The organism is Planomicrobium okeanokoites (genome assembly GCF_003428875.1).
Classification (GTDB): Bacteria; Bacillota; Bacilli; order Bacillales_A; family Planococcaceae; genus Planococcus; species Planococcus okeanokoites.
On sequence record NZ_QQRS01000001.1, the window covers coordinates 426,312 to 444,155 of the forward strand.

The following is a 17,844-nucleotide window of genomic DNA, read 5'->3' on the forward strand; positions in this document are numbered from 1 at the left end:
CTTGCGTGCTTCATTCTTAATTAAATTACAAACGGTCTATACAAAACTGATAAATCGCAGCTGTTGCCAGACAGTCACCGAGCGCATCGTGCGCATTATGCTCAAGCTCCAGAAACGCTGATAAAGTCGTCAGCTTATGGTTCGGTGTCTCTGGTATTACTTTACGCGCCAGTTTTACTGTGTCGATTACCGTATACTCCGGAATCGGCGTAATTTCCTCCAATGCGTACAGGAATCCCATATCAAACGGCGCGTTATGCGCGATGATCGGCAATCCTCCGATGAATTGGATCAATTCATGCGCAACTTCCTCGATAACCGGCGCATCACGCACATCAGCATTTGTAATGCCTGTGATACGTGTAATCGTGCTTGAAATATGCTGTTGGGGATTAATCGTTAAATACATGGTGTCCTTATGCATATGGTTAATGTATTTGACGGCGCCGATTTGAATGATCTTATCACTGCCGGCACGCAGGCCGGTCGTCTCAAAATCGAGTACAACGTAATCATCAACCCGTTTCATACTGGCTTTATATTTACGCGGCTTTGCTGGAGCATTTCGCGTCCAGGACGGACGGGTTTCGCGCATTTTCTGTTCGAGAATCTCTCTTGGACTCGGTCGTTCCATCTAATCCACTCCTTTTGGCTCCTGCAGTGTCCCTGCGTGAGCATACAGCGTCCTATAGGCCACTCGTTCGTTTCATATCACGAATTGCCTGTATCGACAGTCTGACCAATAATACTACACTTAAAAACAGCCCTGCGTAAGACGCTATATTTAAATATACCGCATATGTGGTGTCGATAAACTGCGCAATGGCCAATAAAGCCGCTGACACGAGACCGAATGTGATGCCGGTCATCAGCAATACGAAGCGTGAAAATAATTGCGTGACGAACATGGAATTATGTTTATCTGAAAATACGTCATGATGCAGGATCACTTTGCCGGATTCAACACGCTGAACAAGACGGTCTAGTCTTTTAGGCACTTTCATTAACTCCGGAAGCCATACAGCCAGCTCTTCTTCCAATTTTTCTTTAGTTGCTGAAGGTTGTGTAAAGGGTTTAAACAGATAAGAAGCTTTATACTTTTTGGCGAATGTTTTAGATTCTTTAAACATATGAAAAGTCGGATCCATTATATGGATAGTGCTATCGAGTACAATCAAAGACCTTAAAGCTGTACTGACCGGCGGATAGAACTTCAAGCTGAAATCGCGTACGATATCAAACATGGAATGTATCAGTTCCCGTGTCGGAATCTTATCGATATATGAGACTTGCATAAGACTTTGGCTGATGGCATATTCGAATTTTTTACGATCAATAGAACTATTGTCCTGAACAAGTGACAAAACAGAATCAGTCATGACTCCAGCATCATTTTGCTGAATTCCGATTACAAACAGATTCAATGCCTTTTGCTGTTCATCAGACAGCCTGCCGACTGCACCGAAATCCAGAATAATCGGGCTGCCATCCATACGATCAATAAAGATATTACCTGGATGCGGATCCGCATGGAAAATACCGTTGAAAAACATCTGTTCCAGATAAGAGAAAAGGACAGTTCGCGCGAATTCGCTTCGGTCCACCTGGTAACGGTCGAACAGCTCCTGTCCTTTGGCAATGCTCTTGCCTTCCAGATATTCCAGAACAATGATTTTGTCATTGCTAAAATCTGTATAAACTTTTGGAACTTTGACATGGTATTCACTTTTTTTCATAATATTACCCAACTGAATCGTATTCCGTATCTCAATATTGAAGTTTACTTCTTCGCGCATGCTGTTGGCAAAACTGATTGCTAAATCGCGGATACCGATATTATCAATCCATGCTGATTTCTTCGAGAGCCATTCAGTAAAGTCCAGCAATAAATTCAAATCATCCCGCATGATGTCACGGATATCATGCCTCAGCAGTTTAATGACCACTTCATCACCATTTTTTAAAAGTGCCTTATGAACTTGTCCGATGGATCCCGCGGCAATCGGTTCCTTATCCACTTCAGCAAAGACATCTTCTATCCGATATGGCAGCTTTTCATTCAATAGACGCTCTACTTGTTCACTCGTCAACGGTTTGACGTTTTGCTGCAATGAACCCAGTTCTTTTATAAATGCAGGCGGAAACAACTCGCTATGGGTGGAAAGCATCTGGCCGAATTTAATGAATATGCCGCCACTCTCTTCAAGCGTTACGCGAAAAGCACGTGCCAATTCCCGGTCATTCTCCCCCCGATGCCGGGCAAAATCAAGGGCTTGCGAAAATCCGTTGCGTACAGAGATTTCCAGGATTCTGCTTAGCCGTTTCTGTTCTCTCAAACGGCTTCTCCAACGGACCAAAAAGAAATCTTTGCCCGTTTTTGGATCACCTGATTCACCCAGCTCCATTGGATCGAATAATTCCAGGAACAGATACAGCAGCATCGAGATCAGCAGCATACTGCCAATCCACAGGATAGATGTTTCATCTTGAACGATTTGGATAGTATCCAAATCCATATAATCGGTAAAACGCAAATAGGAATACCAATATAAAAATGTGGTAAGTACAACCCCCAATGAAACCGAAAGCACCCTTTTCCGGAAATTGACTTTGGGGCCCATCAAACGGCCGCTGATTATATAAATGATGATCGCTATTACCAATATCTCAAGAAAAAACTTCAAAAACCCCATGACCGCGACCCCTTTCAAGATTTCAGAATTTATAGTCAATACCATTTCATTCAGTATATCAAAAAAGGGAGTTTTAATTTAACTAATAAAAAAACCTCCCTATAGGAGGCATTTGTATACCGCTGATGGAACTTTCAATTCTACTATTTAAGTGATGGACAACTTTTTCTTTTCGATACGGCCCAGTAAATTATAGGGTCGGGCTTCCCATGTCTCGTATGGAATGGACTCTTTTGCCTGCATGGCGTCAAGTGTTCTGGACAAACCATTGGGCCTTGTAATGTAATCGCTTATATTTTTCTGTGAAAGTTTTATAAATTCAGCTTTATGAATCTCTTCTGGCTGAATAGTAATATCATTATTATTAGTGAATCCTCTGAATACAATCGTCAAAACTTCTCTAGTGCTGTTATAGTAAACTCCAGTAATGCCTTGCACTGTTATATTAATACCTGTTTCCTCCCAAACTTCCCTGCATACAGCATCATCCAAAGCTTCGCCCAATTCCACTTGTCCACCAGGCAATTCCCATGTATCTTTACGCCATTGAGCTTTAACCAGTAGTACTTCGTTTTGTACATTGGTAATATATGCAGAAACTGAGACTATATGTTTTGGAAAGTTTTTCATTTGCAGTTGATCCTTCATCCAGTTCATCTCCTATAGTTTACACTTTAAACTTCGCCTTCTCTAATCTTCCTAATAAATTATAAGGTCTGGCTTCCTATGTCTCGTATGGAATGGACTCTTTTGCCTGCATGGCGTCCAATGTTCTGGAAACCATGTGTGGACGCGTTATGTATTTTTCGATATTTTCTTCTGTTAAAGCAATAAATTTCGCGTCAAAAATCTCTTCCGGCTGTATCTTGATTTCTGACATGCCGCAAGTTGCTCGAAACACCACAGATAAAATCTCACTGCTTGCGCTGTAATAGACACCGGTTATTCCATGAATATCAATCTCTATCCCAGTTTCCTCAAGAACTTCCCTGCGCACAGCCCCATCCAACGCTTCGCCTTGTTCCACTTGTCCGCCTGGCGGCTCCCACGTATCTTTGCGCCAATGCGCTTTGACAAGCAACGCCTCCCCCTCTTCATTTGTTATATACGCAGAAACCGCAACAATATGTCTCGGGTAGTTAGCATTCATAAGTTTGCCTCCTGAGTCTTTTGACTTCTTGTTACATTTTTGTTTTTTTATTAAATCCTTTTGTATTTATCTACATATACTATTAGAGTTAACGTTAAATTTCTCTGTCATTAAGCTGGTCTTTCACCAAGCGGATCATACTTGTTATATGTCCTTCCAAATCGTCTTCAAAGTCAGATAATTTTTTAAACCCTTTTGCTTTATAGAAGTTAACACCCGTCTCATTCCCTTTTTCCACATTCACGAACACTTGTGAAACATTCCGTGCGTTGTTTATTCCTTCATTCAATAAAGCTGATCCTAATCCCTTTCCTTGGTGCCCAGGAAGCAGATAAATAGCACCCAGCTACACTTTCCCTCCTTCTTTTACTTTCGAGAAATTGCTGAAGCCCACAATTTTTCCGTCAGCTTCAGCAACATATAGTGAAGACACAGCAAGGCGTCGCTTCAACATTTCAGCACTGTAAGCTGAATTTAAGAAGTTTTCCTGGATACATGCAGGAATTAACCCTTCGTATGTGTCGTTCCAGCTCGTTTTCGCAACTTGCTGGACCTCTTTAATGTCTTCTTCTTTCATGTCACGAATTAGGATGCTCATTATTTTCTCCTGTTCTTTTTTTATTGATATTGCTCGATGATCTCAAGCATCCTTTCACTGGCATACGCACCTGGATTGACCACATTGGCTTCCGTCCAATAACCGAATCGCAAAGAAGTGCCATCTTCCAAATGAATATCCAGGAATGCACTGTCCTCGTTGCCGATTTCGTCATACACTTTATCAAAGCCAACGTATTCCAGAGCCAAATACTCATCGAGAAATTCCTTCCAATGTTCTTCTTTCAAATCCGTTATGAAACTCCCGTCGAAATAGCTTCTTAGACTCATTCCCACAACTTTTCCTTCTATATCATAAAGATCACCGATCGTCTGGGCTTTCTCATTTTCATTCACTTCGTAAATCACATCATTAGCAATTACACGGAAATCGGAATCGTAGCCAATAAATTCGAATACTTCAGTTCCCACTTCCAAAAACGCTGCATCACCGTTCTGCATCTGGTGATTCGAACAGGCATTACCGTCCATTTGATAGCTTACTTCCCCCACCACATCGCCTTTCATATTCTCTTCAACCGGTATTGATTCATTCCATAACGCAGAATACTGGATATCGTTTATTTTCAAAACATCTACCCAATCTATGATGCCATCAGGACATTCGTCGTTTTGCTGTGCAGACTGAGTGGTTTGTGCCGGCTGCGAAGGACTTTGTCCCGTGCTTACGTCCGACGGCGAAGAACATCCCATTAAGGTTGTTAAAGCCAGTAATATAATACATTCTCTTCTCATTTCAACACCCCTTTTAAGCTTAGGCGAAATAAAACAGAAAAGGTTACAGTTTCCTTAAGAATTTCCATTAATTTGTTAAACGTGATGATTAATTAGTAAAAACCCCCATTTATTCACTATCGATTCCTATCCATTACTTTGATATCGTTAATTGGAGAACCTTTTAGTTCAATTTGTCTCTTGTTGACTGGTATTGTATTTTACAGATAATCCTTATGTAGTTTACTACATATATTCAATATAAACGTCTCTTTATCTTTAACCATAAATACTTACTCTCTGTAAAATTTACAAGAACACTTTCCTCTTCCGCTGATATTGAATTATAAGTTCATCGCTTCCTGTTCGACACGGTCCAGGAACGCTTCCACTGTTTTTGAATTGCTTTTATTGCTTGCCATTTTCATCATCGCCCTGCCGATAAAATTGCGGCCTTGGTTGCATCCGGAATAAATCAATTTTGTCTTGTTCTCCCCTAACGTTATCAAGGAAAAACATAAATCTATTTCAAAAGCTTTACCGATCACAAAGAAAATCTGTTTATGTTTTTTATCGGGTTTATCTTCGTAAGCAAGCGTCTCCACGATATATGTCTCAGTCCGCTTTCCTTCTTTATAACTTTGCATATGCTTGGCACCGATTTCTTTCTCCGTCTTTTCAATCAGCTCATGTTTCTCAACTTGAGGCATGATTTTTTTGATATTTGCATCTGCAAACAGCGTCCACACTTTATCGATATTCTGATCGATGACACGTTCTACTTCCCATTCAATCATGATCGATCTCTCCTTCCATATTTCAAAAATTCATCGAGTTCAGCCGAGGGTTAAGTTGATCTTTTAAACTTTTCTGATTCTTATCAGTATATCCTTCCCAAGAAGAAAATTAAAGAAAGCCTGAAATGCCAGCAATCCCAAAATTAGAGTAAAAACTAAATTTTAGGTGCACTGTCAAATCAGGCTTTTTCAGTCTCATTTATTTTTTCCCAATTTCTCAGCCTTGGTTTCAACCCGCTGCATGAAATCGATAACTGTTTCGTTCCGTCTTTTCTTGCTGCCGGCAATCAGCATGGCTTTCCCTGTAACTGTCAGTCCTTTTTGTGTCCCCTCATAAGTGAACAGCGTAAGATCTTCGCCTTTTTTATCCAATGTGAAGACATAATTGACTTCAAAGAGGCCGTTCATCTCAAATCGGGTGTGGCGGACTTTTTTGTTAGGTGTATCTTCAAACAGTTTAGTCTCTACGATATAGGTCTGCAGCTGTTTGCCTTCCATATAACTTTGGGCATGTTTTGCGCCAGTTTCATTGTTTTCATTCTCCACCAGCACATGATCTTCGAGTTTCGGGTAGAGAATTTTGGCGTTTTCGTCCAAAAACAGCTGCCAAACCTTCTCAATCGGCTGTTTAATCATCATTTCTTCTTTCCATTTCACCAAATGACCACTTCCCCTTCTGATTGCCCTGCTCTATCTTCCAGATAATTGGAGATACTATCTGGAATCAACACAATACTGTCCGCATTTTTAAAATACTATCCTCAGATCTATAATACTATCCGTAAGCGCCAAAATACTATCCGCAGCTGTTTTTAGAATGGATTAGTGGCCCACAAGCTCGACTTTGGAATGAAAATCCGCGGGTGCAGCTTGAGCTGGGCAACCATATATTCAGCCAGGTCTTCTGCCTGCATGAATTTCTCTTCACTCTTCTCCGGTTTATTGCCATCACCGAAAAATTCAGTGATAACAAGGCTAGGCGTCAACGCAAAAACACGGATATTGTGTTTGCGGACTTCCTGGGACAACGATTCTGTCATGCCAAGCACTCCGAATTTTGAAGCACTATAGGCGCTGGAGCCTTCTGTGCCTTTGACACCGGACATCGAGGATATATTGATGATGTCCCCGCCGTTTTTCTTGATCAATTGGGGCAGAACAGCGCGTGTCACATAATACATCCCCATCAAATTGACGTCGATCATCTTTTTCCACTCGGCTGGATCGATTTCGAGGAAAGGGCCGAATGTGCCGATTCCGGCATTATTTATTAATATATCCGCCGGACCAAGATCGACAGTCAGTTTCTCCACTGCCTGATTGACCTGCTCCATATCCGAAACGTCGGCTGCGGCATAGCTCGCCTTGACACCGCGGCTCTCCAATTCTTCCGCCACCGCCTTCAAATCGGATTCTGTCCGTGCCATCAATCCAATGTTGACGCCTTCTTCTGCCAGGGCAATTGCCGTCGCCTTCCCGATTCCCTTGCCCGCTCCTGTAATGAATGCTGTCTTGCCTTTCAACGATTGTGCCATCAAGTTCATTCCTTCCCTGTTGCATACTTTTTAATAAAAGCTTCTTTTTAGGAATTCCCTTTTCCGGAAAATCTACACTTCATATTTTGAGGAGCAGCATATTCCTGATTCAATGAACTATTGGCTAGAAATAAACCTGTTTAAAAACAAACTCAGGTATTCCTCTATATCAAGACCACGTTTTACAAAACTGAAAATTAAGTTGGTTAATTTCTGATGTAATCCAGATATAATTGATATAAAAAAATATAACGTTGTTTAAAAAGAGCAGACATCTTATAGAAAGTACCTGCTTTTCCTATGGAACTACCGATAAGCAATCATATGTAAACTTTAATTCTCTTTTAAAAACTCTAGTTTGTGATTAAGGTTTTATTTTACTTTCAAAGCTGTGTTTAAAAGAATCATGCAGAAGAAATACAGACCAATTTTTTCTTGCTTGTTGTGGCAAACAAGTTAAAGTAATAAGTGTATTTGCATACGTACATTCAATTAATGTAATTTCCATCCATTTTTGTAAGCGCTTACGATATAATGAATGAAGCAAACTTTTCTAGGGGGAGAGTCATGAAGTGGATGACGGTTATACTCAGTAAATTTCTGCTTGTTTCCATCGGTCTCATTTTGCTTAGCGCGTTTACCGGTCTGTTCCGGGACCAGCCACAGCTGGAATGGGGACTGTATATCGAAAGTGTCAGTCATATCCTCCAGTCCTTTATCAGACCTGATCTGCTTACAGTGACTTCTTTGTCGGGACATGAGCACCAAATATTCGAGAGTTTTTGGCCGTTATACCAATATTCCTTGCTCATTTTCCTGCCTGCCTTATTTCTTTCCATTGGATTGAGCGTTCTGCTGTCGTATTTAACGATCTTGTTGCCGGATAAAATCCGTTTCCGGATTACCCAAGTTGCTGCGTTACTGGAATCGACGCCTGACTTGTTGATCATTCTCGTCATCCAGGCCACGATTCTGGCGGTGTTGAAAGAGTCTGGTATTCTGCTGTTTTCCGTAGCCGCAACTGCACAAAATCCATCCTATGTGCTACCGATTGTCGCTCTGTCTTTGATTCCAGCCCTGATGTTTTACAAGGTCACCCTCTTCCTCGTCAATGATGAATTGAAGAAGCCGTATGTCGAGTTGGCTAGAGGTCAAGGTTTCTCCACAACTTCGATCTTTTTCAGCCATATCTTCCGGAATATCACACCAAGCTTCTTTACCCATAGCAAAGCGATTCTGCTTATCCTGTTGTCGTCAATGTTCGTGTTTGAGCGCCTCTTTAATATCTCCGGTCTCTTTACGTATTTGATCCGCTATCCGGAGCCGAATGTGATTGCGTTCGCGCTGATCCTTTTTTATGTGCCGATATTCCTTTTATATATGCTGTTCTCCGTACTAATTGCGCGGACGACCGGCCAACGATTGGAGTGGTGAGATGAGCTTAGTAAAGCGGTTATCCCAAAAAAAAATATTTGTCGCGGGTTTTACATTTATCTCCCTGCTGTTCCTCACCAGTATGGGCTACTATCTATTTTTTGATGATTATATACCAAAAGTGCCTCTACAATACGAAAACGGCCGCCCGTTGCATGCCCCTTACAGCGGAGCTGATTTCCCGCCACTCGGTTCGGACACTTTCGGCCGGAATGCGGCGTTTGTGTTGCTGGTCGGGGCGAAATACACCATTCTGGCAGGACTGGCGATTGCCTTTTTCCGGGTCGTGCCTGCGGTGGTGATTGGCATCGCGCTCCATTATTGCCCGCCGTTCCTGCAGCGTGTGGTCAAAAACATCGCCGATGCCGTCAATTATTTCCCGATTACACTGTTCGCCTTTCTCCTGCTGCTTTGGATTGAACCCTCCAGTCTATTTAATCCGACGACGGGCACCTTCGAAACGGAAGAAAGGATTGGCATCTGGTCAGCATTATTCGTTTATATTTCCGTTCTGTCCTTCATCTTTGTCCCGGCAAATTCGGTGCTGATCGCAAATGAAATAAAAGCTGTTTACCGGAAGGAATTCATCGCTTCTTCCATTACCCTGGGTGCGGGAAAATGGCGCATCTTGACTAAACACATCAAACCGTATCTCGTTCCGCAAGTCTTTCTGATCAGCATGCGGGAATTTATCCAGACACTTATCCTCATGGCACATCTCGGGGTTTTCCTAATTTTTATCGGAGGATCTGTTTCCATGAAGGATATCTTTGATGTCTCAAGAACGATTTCCATTTCCAGTGAATGGGGCGGCACGCTCGGCATGTGGTGGAGCTACCTGTATACTTCTTACCCGTGGCTCGCCGCTTATCCGTTGATCCTGTTGACGTTATTGATTGTCGCGGTGAAATGCATGATGCTTAGCATTGAGCAAGTTTTGGCCGAGGAGAATCAAGTCGTGCTTGAAAAAGAGACTAACCTTCACGAAATGAATTTGGCAGACAGTCGTCCAGCTTTTCAATTGCTCTATCCAACTAAAATCAAAGAGATTAAAAACGACTCGTAAAGAGAATTTCTATATAAGCTAAGCTGGTTCTCAATGAATAAAATAAGAATGTTGTGCTAGTTCTCTAAGGGGCAATTTTACAGACGAAAAGGAGAAAAGAGTTGCTCTAATCAGCCTCTTCTCTTCATTTTTCTATTTGTGCAGCTTCCGATAAATTCGGGATATGTAAACCTTTAGCCTTTTACAAATTCGTTCTTTGAAATTTTATTGCACAAACTTTTAAATGTAAATTGTCTCAAAGTAAGTCACTTTGGGATGTATTAGAAAATATTAAGTCTGCTTAAATTGTTTATTTCATGTTTTGTTTTTTGGAGGATTTAATGAACGTTATCAAAGCCAAAATCAGCAAAATGATACCTATAATAGTAGTCTGTGGTGGAAGAGGCACAATCCCTGTAAGAGATAATATAATAGCCAGGGTTAAAAAAGGAAATGCAATCCATAGAAGAATTTTATTTATCTTTTTTTCTTTTGCAGAAGCCATTTGTGAACACCTCCTTTCTCTATTTTTTTAATCTTTGAAGATTATCCATAGAAAATTTAAAGGTCTCTTAAAAAGACTTGAATGCCTACAACCATTACGATGCTTCCAGCGACAAAAAAGAAAATTTTAAATAGCCAATAATTCACTTTTGCAGGTAAAGGGAATATCTCCCTTAAAAATCGATAGTCGGGATTCTCTAAAAATTTCTCTTTGGTAATGAGAAAAATACTCGCATAAATCCCCCATAAGCCAAAAGCAGCCACACCCATTGATAAAATTAAGTCCATGAAACTTACCACCTCGGTTTTTATCATTTTTTAGACTCGCCGTTCGCATATTACTTTACCTACCCTTAATAAGAATAATTGAAGACTAATTCCATATTACCCAAAAACAGAATGTAACCTAAATGCACTTTTGATACATCCCAATCTACCAAACACTTTCAAATCCATATTAACATTAATTTCCACCATTTCATAAATTACTTGAGCAGCTTTTATATTGAAGATAAAACCGTTCGTAAAAGTGGATAGCCACTTTACGAACGTCCGCTTTTTTCCAGATACCTTTACGAACGCTTTAATCGTTTTAAATTAAACAACTTTATTATTCATCAATATGAACGCAAAAAAGCCGCATAGAATCATGCGGCTATTTCCTTATCCTCGATCTATAGAGTTATTCCTCTGGTTCATCCTTCAAAATTTCCTCCAGGAATTTTTCCCGGTGATCAAGAAAATATTTCGTAATTTGATAATGATCGGTTTGTTCATAATCGATTTCTTTTATTTTACCCTCGTCAAAACTTAATATGGTCGCTTCCGGATATCCCAGCAAAATTGGTGAATGCGTGGCAATGATAAACTGACATCCTTCTTTCTCCGTCAAATCGTGCAGAATCCGCAGGAATGCCAGTTGCCGTTGCGGCGACAATGCAGCTTCCGGCTCATCCAGGAGATAAATCGCACGTCCATTGAATCGATTCTGGAACAAAGAGAAAAATGACTCCCCATGGGACTGTTCATGCAAAGAGCGTCCGCCGTAGCTTCTGTATACATCGGCTCCGTCTTTTTGCAGTTCATCGATATGAGTGGCAAAATGATAAAAAGATTCGGCTCGCATGAAAAAACCATTCGTAATTTTGGACATCCACGACAAACGGATATGTCTTCCCAATACTGAATGGGAAGCATGGACATCGTATGTATTATTGCGCCCGCCGCCCGCTGAATTGAATTCGCATTTCTCGGCGATTGCCTCCAGCAGCGTGGATTTCCCGGATCCATTTTCACCGACAAAGAAAGTGATATTACTTGTCAGCTCCAGTTCTTCAAAGTTTTCGATGGCTGGAATCGTGAAAGGAAATTGTGTTGCGTCGACATTGTCTTTATTTAGCAAGCTTATTCGTTTCAAAAACACATTCTCACCTCTACTTCCAAAAAGTCTTGTATGACATCAATAATATTTTTCCTTATTTTAGCATACGGATTACATATTTAAGATAGAAAAAGAGCCCTCATAGTTATGAGAGCTCTCCATATTAATTAAGCTGTAACAGTATTCTTTTTCAGAATACCCACTGTCAACGCAGCAACGATTGCCCCAATGATGATGGCCAGGGCATAGAGCAGGACGTTCATGGCTCCGCCTTCGACAAAGCCCATTACAAACACGCCGCCGTGTGGAGCACGTAATCCGATGTCGAACAGCATGACAAGAGCTCCTGTAACCGACGCTCCAGCTATAGATGCCGGAATGACACGAGCGGGATCGGCCGCTGCAAATGGAATCACACCTTCCGTAATGAAGCATGCCCCGAGAACGTATGCTGTTTTACCTGCTTCACGCTCAGGTTTCGTGAATTTCTTCTTAAACAATGTAGTAGCTATTGCCATGCCAAGCGGTGGAACCATCCCGGCAGCCATGACTGTCGCCATAAATGTAAAATTGTCGGCATCGAGCATGGCGATACCGAATGTATACGCGGCTTTATTGACCGGTCCACCCATATCGACCGCCATCATGCCGCCCAAAAGCAAACCGACAAGCACCAGATTCGTGCCGCCAAGACTTTCCAGGAAAGAAGAAATGCCAGTGTAAACTTTTGTCAGCTGTGGATTGACCAGCATCATGATGATACCGGTGACCGCAATACTGAACACCGGATAGAACAAGACCGGTTTCAACCCTTCAAGCGCATTCGGCAAACCGGCAAAAGCCTTTTTCACCAATAGCGTTACGTAACCTGCCAGGAATCCGGCGATCAGACCGCCAAGAAAACCGGAACCGCCGCTGACTTCATCCACACCGGAAACGGTGATGGCGATCAGACCGCCGATCATCCCAGGTGCGAAACCGGGACGGTCAGCAATACTCATGGCGATAAAACCGGCAAGGACAGGCACCATCAGGAAGAAGGCATTGCCGCCGCCGATCGTATTGAGCATCGCAGCAAAGGCATTGTAATCAGGGCTTGTCGGATCTGTCGCTTCAATTCCCCAGAAAAACGATATAGCAATCAGGATCCCGCCGCCGACTACGAAAGGAAGCATATTGGATACACCATTCATCAAATGTTTGTAAAAGCCGCCTTTGGATTCTGATTCAGCTGCATCATCCTTTGACTTATCGTGTTTATAGACCGGTGCATCATTTGTAACAGCACGGTCCAATAGGTTATCTGTTTCATAGATGGCTTTCCCGACTGCTGTCTGAATGACCGGTTTACCGTCAAAACGGGCCATATCCACTTTGGTATCAGCGGCTACGATAATCGCATCAGCTGCCGCGATATCTTCAGCAGTCAAACGATTTTTTACACCACTTGACCCATTTGTTTCGACTTTCAGTGAAATGCCCCGCTCTTTTGCACGGTCATTCAATTTTTCAGCCGCCATATACGTATGGGCAATGCCTGTCGGACAGGCCGTGACCGCTAAAATCCTTTTTCCGGCAGTATCTGGCACATCGTCGGTTGCCATAATTTCTTCCTCCGGACCTTCAACTTCAGTTTCCTTCTCTGACACCGCACGCAAAACTGCTTCTTTTGAATCGGCAGCGAGTACTTTTTCTCGGAACTGTTCGTCCATTAAAAAGGTCGCCAATCTTGACAGGGCTTCCAAGTGGGCGTCATTCGCCCCTTCACTTGCAGCAATCATGAAAAATAAATTCGCCGGCTGGCCGTCCATTGATTCAAAATCGATGCCGTTAAGTGCGCGTCCAAATGCAATCGCAGGATGCTTGACTGCTGCAGATTTTGCGTGTGGAATGGCGATTCCTTCACCAATTCCCGTTGTACTTTGCTGTTCTCTCGCTAAGATATTTTCTTTGAACGCTTCTTTATCCGTCAACTTCCCTGCTGCATCCAGCTGGTTCACCAATTCATCAATCACCGTTTCTTTTGAACCAGCTGCTAAATCCATGGCAATCGTTTCTTTTGTCAATAAATCCGTAATTCTCATTTTTTCACATCCAGTCTTTTAAATGGCCGAACTTTTATTTGATTCAATAATGCTTCTGTCTCTTCTTTCCTGCACAAATCATCACTGAAAGCAGTTGCACTGCCGCATGCGATGCCGTAGCGGAATGCTTCTTCCTTTGAACTGCCTTTCGACAATGAAGCGATGAAGCCGGAAACGAGTGAATCACCCGCTCCTACGGTATTGACCATTTGTCCTGTCGGAGCTTCAGCAAAATAAGCCTCTTCCCGGTCAACCAGCATGGCCCCGTCAGCCCCCATGGAAACAATGACGTTGGCGACGCCTTTGGCAGTAAGCTGAAACGCGCATTCCGCAGCATGTTCCTTATTTTGAATGGTTGTCTGGAACAATTCCCCCAGTTCTTCGATATTCGGTTTGATGAGAAAAGGGCGGCTGTCGATCAATTCACTTAATGCTTTACCTGACGTATCCAAGACAAAGCGAGCTTTCTGTTTCTGCAAGGTCTCTCCCAATGAGATGAAATAATCGATCGGCAATGTGTCTGGTATACTGCCGGAAAGAACGAACCAATCACCGGGTTTGATGTTTTCCACTTTCTTTTTCATTTCCTGCAGATGGCTGTTGCTCAGTTCCGGTCCTGGTCCATTCAATTCGGTTTCTTCCGCGGCTTTGATCTTGATATTGATCCGTGAAATCTGGCCGGTATCAATAAAGTCTGTCCGCACATCTTCAGCTGCCAGAAAATCCTGGATGAACTGGCCGGTAAAACCTCCGGCAAATCCATAAGCGATACTGTCGACTCCGAGACGCTTCAAGACTCTGGAAACGTTTATCCCTTTTCCTCCCGGGTAATAATTCACTTTTTCACTTCTGTTCAAGGCGCCTTTTTGGAATGAGGGCAAGTAATTCGTGTAATCAATCGATGGTGATACGGTACATGTATAAATCATTTTTCAACCACCTTTACAGTTGTAATTTTTTTATATTCCTGCAAAGTTTCAGCTGGCACTCCATCGACAATCAGCGCAGCATCCTGGAGATCCATGATTGTGGCGAAACTCACTTTATTCACTTTGCTGTGATCTGCCAGTATATAGGTCTTTCTCGCATGGGAAGCTGCTTTCTTCTTGACGGCGGCTTCTTCCGGATCCGGCGTCGTATAGCCATAATCGGCATGGATGCCATTGACACCGAGAAAACAGATATCGAAATGATAGGCTCCAAGCGCAGCTAAAGCACCCGCTCCGACGAATGCGCCGGTTCGCGGCTTCAACATCCCACCGGTCAAATAGGTGGTGATGCCAGCTTCATTCAGTGCAACTGCAAGTGGCAGCCCATTAGTCACTACGACAGGATTCTTATCTTTTATAAAGGGGATCATTTGCAGCGTGGTCGTACCAGCATCCAGGAATACACTGTCGCCTTCCTGAACAAATGAAGCCGCGTATTCAGCAATCGACTTTTTCTCTTTCAAATTGCGGGTCGACTTGTCATCCATGCTCGGTTCCTGCAAATTTCGTCCGGGGAGAACCGCCCCGCCAAAAACACGTTCAAGTTTCCCCATGCTTTCAAGTTCAGTCAGGTCTCGACGTAAAGTCGATTCGGAAGCATCTGTCACTTCAACCAAATCCTGCAGTTTCACTGTCTTTTTTTCTTCGAGCATTCGTAAAATATAGTCATGCCGCTCATTGGTTAACAACTCAATCACCTGCTTTAGTAATTTTAAGTAGATATTACTTGAAATCGCTTCCAAAATCAATCATAATCATTCATAAGCAATCAAAAACGTTCATTTTCTATCATTGGTTCTTTGATATACAGTGGTTTATACTATTGAAAATGAACTTATAATTATATTTAGGAGGAATTTAAATGACTGAAAAACAATTCACCATTACAGACGAAGCGGGTATGCATGCGCGCCCTGCATCTGCGCTGGTTGGTACAGTGAGCAAATTCAAATCTGATATCCAATTGGAATTCAAAGGCAAGAAAGTAAACTTGAAATCAATATTAGGTGTCATGTCCCTCGGCATTTCATCAGGCTCGGTTGTTACAATTTCAGCGGACGGTGAAGACGAAGCAGAAGCGATGGCTAAAATCGAAGAAGCGATGAAAGCTGAAGGGATATCAAACCAATGACAACGGAATTATATGGAATTGCGGCTTCTGACGGAATTGCCATAGCAAAGACATACCGGCTCGAAAGCCCTTCTCTGGAATTTGACAGAAACACAATTGATGATCCGGCACTTGAAATCGAGCGGTTCCAGACAGCGATAGCTGTTTCTTCAAAAGAGCTGGAACTCATCAAAGAACAGGCAGAAACGCAGATCGGCCCTAAAGAAGCAGCGATTTTCGGTGCCCATCTCATGGTGTTAAGTGATCCGGAACTGATTGGGCCGATCACTGAGAAAATTGAAACGGACCGGGTCAATGCTGAGACTGCCCTGCATGAAGTATCGGAAATGTTCATGAATATTTTCGCTTCGATGGACAATGACTATATGAAAGAACGGGCAGCGGATATCAAAGATGTCCGAAACCGTGTTTTGGCACATTTACTGGGAGTGAAGTTTCCAAACCCAGGGTTGATCTCAGAAAAAGTGATCCTGTTGGCGGAGGATCTTACGCCATCAGACACAGTCCAGTTCAATCCTGAATTCATCCAGGGCTTTTTGACTGAAATAGGCGGCAGGACATCACACTCAGCAATTTTGGCAAGAACATTGGAAATTCCGGCAGTTGTCGGAGTCAAAAAATTGATGGAGAGCCTGGCCGATGAGACGTTGCTGATAATAGACGGTATCGAAGGGAAGATTATTGCAGATCCCACCGGAGAGCAAATCGAATCGTATAAAAAGCGCAAAGAAGAGTATGAACATCAAAAAACAGTTCTGGCCGGTCTGAAAGACGCACCCTCTGTTTCCTCAGACGGCTCTAAAGTGGAACTGGCGGCGAATATCGGTTCACCGAAAGACGTGAAATCCGCGCTTGAAAACGGCGCGGAAGCAATCGGGCTGTTCCGCACCGAATTTTTGTATATGGGCAGAGACAGTTTCCCGACTGAAGAACAGCAATATGAAATCTATTCTGAAGTACTGAAGGCAATGGGAACAAAACCCACTGTTGTCCGTACCTTGGACATCGGCGGGGACAAAGAACTTTCTTATTTGGATTTGCCGAAAGAACTGAACCCATTTCTTGGCCTTCGCGCCATTCGCCTTTGCCTTGAAATGCCGGATATGTTCAGGACACAGCTGCGGGCTTTGCTTCGTTCAAGTGTCCACGGCAATTTGAAGATCATGTTTCCGATGATCGCTACTCTTGATGAATTCAGGCAGGCCAAGCAATTGCTGTTGGAAGAACAAGAGAAGCTTGCTGCTGAAAACATTGCTTTCAACAAGGATATCGAAGTCGGCATAATGGTCGAAATCCCTTCCACAGCGGTAATGGCTGACCTTTTCGCTAAGGAAGTCGACTTCTTCTCCATCGGCACCAATGATCTGATCCAGTACACGATGGCTGCCGACCGCATGAATGAGAACGTCTCACATCTATACCAGCCATTTAACCCGGCAATTCTGCGAATGGTCAAGATGGTTATTGATGCAGCCCATAAAGAAGGCAAATGGGCTGGCATGTGCGGAGAGATGGCTGGTGAAGAAATGGCTGTTCCCATTTTGCTCGGACTCGGTCTCGATGAGTTTTCAATGAGTGCATCATCCATATTAAAAACCCGCTCCATGATCGCCAGCTTGTCGAAAGCTGAAATGGAGAACCACACAGATACCATTTTGGCATTGGCTACTGCTGAAGATGTGAAGAATTATGTAGCGCAATTAATGGACAAATAAGTTTTAAAGGTTTAATTTTCCGATGGAAATCACAGCAATAAAAAATAACCCCT

General features: G+C 42.8%; 18 protein-coding genes and 1 pseudogene. 4 read left to right on the plus strand and 15 right to left on the minus strand.

Going from position 1 to position 17,844, the window contains the following annotated elements; all coding sequences use genetic code 11:
* Positions 1-25 precede the first annotated feature (25 nt).
* The 9 genes and pseudogenes from D2910_RS02190 to D2910_RS02230 form a co-directional block, all read right to left on the minus strand.
* Positions 26-634, minus strand: a complete 609-nt coding sequence (locus D2910_RS02190) for a 3'-5' exonuclease (RefSeq protein ID WP_084245890.1) — start codon at positions 632-634, stop codon at positions 26-28.
* Between the two features lie 52 nt (positions 635-686).
* A complete protein-coding gene (locus tag D2910_RS02195) occupies positions 687-2,693 on the minus strand; it encodes an ABC1 kinase family protein (RefSeq protein WP_117312254.1) in 2,007 nt (668 codons plus the stop codon).
* Between the two features lie 147 nt (positions 2,694-2,840).
* Positions 2,841-3,341: an NUDIX hydrolase gene (locus tag D2910_RS02200; RefSeq protein WP_240633535.1), complete on the minus strand. Its 501-nt coding sequence runs from the start codon at positions 3,339-3,341 to the stop codon at positions 2,841-2,843.
* A gap of 76 nt (positions 3,342-3,417) precedes the next feature.
* Positions 3,418-3,843: an NUDIX domain-containing protein gene (locus tag D2910_RS02205; protein WP_117312255.1), complete on the minus strand. Its 426-nt coding sequence runs from the start codon at positions 3,841-3,843 to the stop codon at positions 3,418-3,420.
* Between the two features lie 94 nt (positions 3,844-3,937).
* A pseudogene (locus tag D2910_RS02210) lies at positions 3,938-4,441 on the minus strand (GNAT family N-acetyltransferase).
* A gap of 20 nt (positions 4,442-4,461) precedes the next feature.
* Positions 4,462-5,196: a hypothetical protein gene (locus tag D2910_RS02215; protein WP_133299065.1), complete on the minus strand. Its 735-nt coding sequence runs from the start codon at positions 5,194-5,196 to the stop codon at positions 4,462-4,464.
* A 323-nt stretch (positions 5,197-5,519) separates the two neighbouring features.
* Positions 5,520-5,972 (minus strand): SRPBCC family protein, encoded by a 453-nt coding sequence (locus tag D2910_RS02220; protein WP_117312257.1) that lies wholly within the window; start codon positions 5,970-5,972, stop codon positions 5,520-5,522.
* A gap of 195 nt (positions 5,973-6,167) precedes the next feature.
* Entirely contained in the window at positions 6,168-6,629 is a 462-nt protein-coding gene (locus tag D2910_RS02225) for an SRPBCC family protein (RefSeq protein ID WP_240633547.1), read from the minus strand.
* Between the two features lie 155 nt (positions 6,630-6,784).
* Entirely contained in the window at positions 6,785-7,507 is a 723-nt protein-coding gene (locus tag D2910_RS02230) for a 3-ketoacyl-ACP reductase (protein WP_084245875.1), read from the minus strand.
* Between the two features lie 567 nt (positions 7,508-8,074).
* Here D2910_RS02230 and D2910_RS02235 point away from each other — a divergent pair.
* Complete coding sequence (locus D2910_RS02235; protein ID WP_117312259.1) at positions 8,075-8,941, plus strand: ABC transporter permease subunit; 867 nt, start codon at positions 8,075-8,077, stop codon at positions 8,939-8,941.
* Between the two features lies 1 nt (position 8,942).
* The gene (locus tag D2910_RS02240) at positions 8,943-10,007 is read left to right on the plus strand and encodes a peptide ABC transporter permease (RefSeq protein ID WP_117312260.1); all 1,065 of its coding nucleotides are present in this window, start codon (positions 8,943-8,945) and stop codon (positions 10,005-10,007) included.
* Positions 10,008-10,296: 289 nt separating this feature from the next.
* On the opposite strand, the gene D2910_RS02245 is transcribed toward D2910_RS02240, so the two are convergent.
* The 6 genes from D2910_RS02245 to D2910_RS02270 all read right to left on the minus strand — a co-directional run bounded on the left by D2910_RS02245 (position 10,297) and on the right by D2910_RS02270 (position 15,633).
* The gene (locus D2910_RS02245; RefSeq protein WP_117312261.1) at positions 10,297-10,491 is read right to left on the minus strand and encodes a hypothetical protein; all 195 of its coding nucleotides are present in this window, start codon (positions 10,489-10,491) and stop codon (positions 10,297-10,299) included.
* Between the two features lie 56 nt (positions 10,492-10,547).
* The gene (locus D2910_RS02250; protein ID WP_117312262.1) at positions 10,548-10,778 is read right to left on the minus strand and encodes a hypothetical protein; all 231 of its coding nucleotides are present in this window, start codon (positions 10,776-10,778) and stop codon (positions 10,548-10,550) included.
* A gap of 394 nt (positions 10,779-11,172) precedes the next feature.
* Positions 11,173-11,913 carry an AAA family ATPase gene (locus tag D2910_RS02255; protein ID WP_117312263.1) on the minus strand — a complete coding sequence of 247 codons (741 nt, stop codon included), beginning with the start codon at positions 11,911-11,913 and terminating at the stop codon, positions 11,173-11,175.
* Positions 11,914-12,038: 125 nt separating this feature from the next.
* Complete coding sequence (locus D2910_RS02260) at positions 12,039-13,955, minus strand: PTS fructose transporter subunit IIABC (RefSeq protein WP_117312264.1); 1,917 nt, start codon at positions 13,953-13,955, stop codon at positions 12,039-12,041.
* Positions 13,952-14,884: a 1-phosphofructokinase gene (gene pfkB, locus D2910_RS02265; RefSeq protein WP_117312265.1), complete on the minus strand. Its 933-nt coding sequence runs from the start codon at positions 14,882-14,884 to the stop codon at positions 13,952-13,954. The genes D2910_RS02260 and pfkB overlap by 4 nt, the downstream gene beginning before the upstream one ends.
* Positions 14,881-15,633 carry a DeoR/GlpR family DNA-binding transcription regulator gene (locus tag D2910_RS02270; protein WP_117312266.1) on the minus strand — a complete coding sequence of 251 codons (753 nt, stop codon included), beginning with the start codon at positions 15,631-15,633 and terminating at the stop codon, positions 14,881-14,883. Before D2910_RS02270 ends, pfkB begins: the two co-directional genes overlap by 4 nt.
* Positions 15,634-15,806: 173 nt before the next feature.
* Between D2910_RS02270 and D2910_RS02275 the strand changes: the two genes are divergently transcribed.
* A complete protein-coding gene (locus tag D2910_RS02275; protein ID WP_084245833.1) occupies positions 15,807-16,076 on the plus strand; it encodes a phosphocarrier protein HPr in 270 nt (89 codons plus the stop codon).
* Positions 16,073-17,791, plus strand: coding sequence for a phosphoenolpyruvate--protein phosphotransferase (gene ptsP, locus D2910_RS02280; protein WP_117312267.1), 1,719 nt, complete (start codon positions 16,073-16,075; stop codon positions 17,789-17,791). Before D2910_RS02275 ends, ptsP begins: the two co-directional genes overlap by 4 nt.
* Positions 17,792-17,844 lie beyond the last annotated feature (53 nt).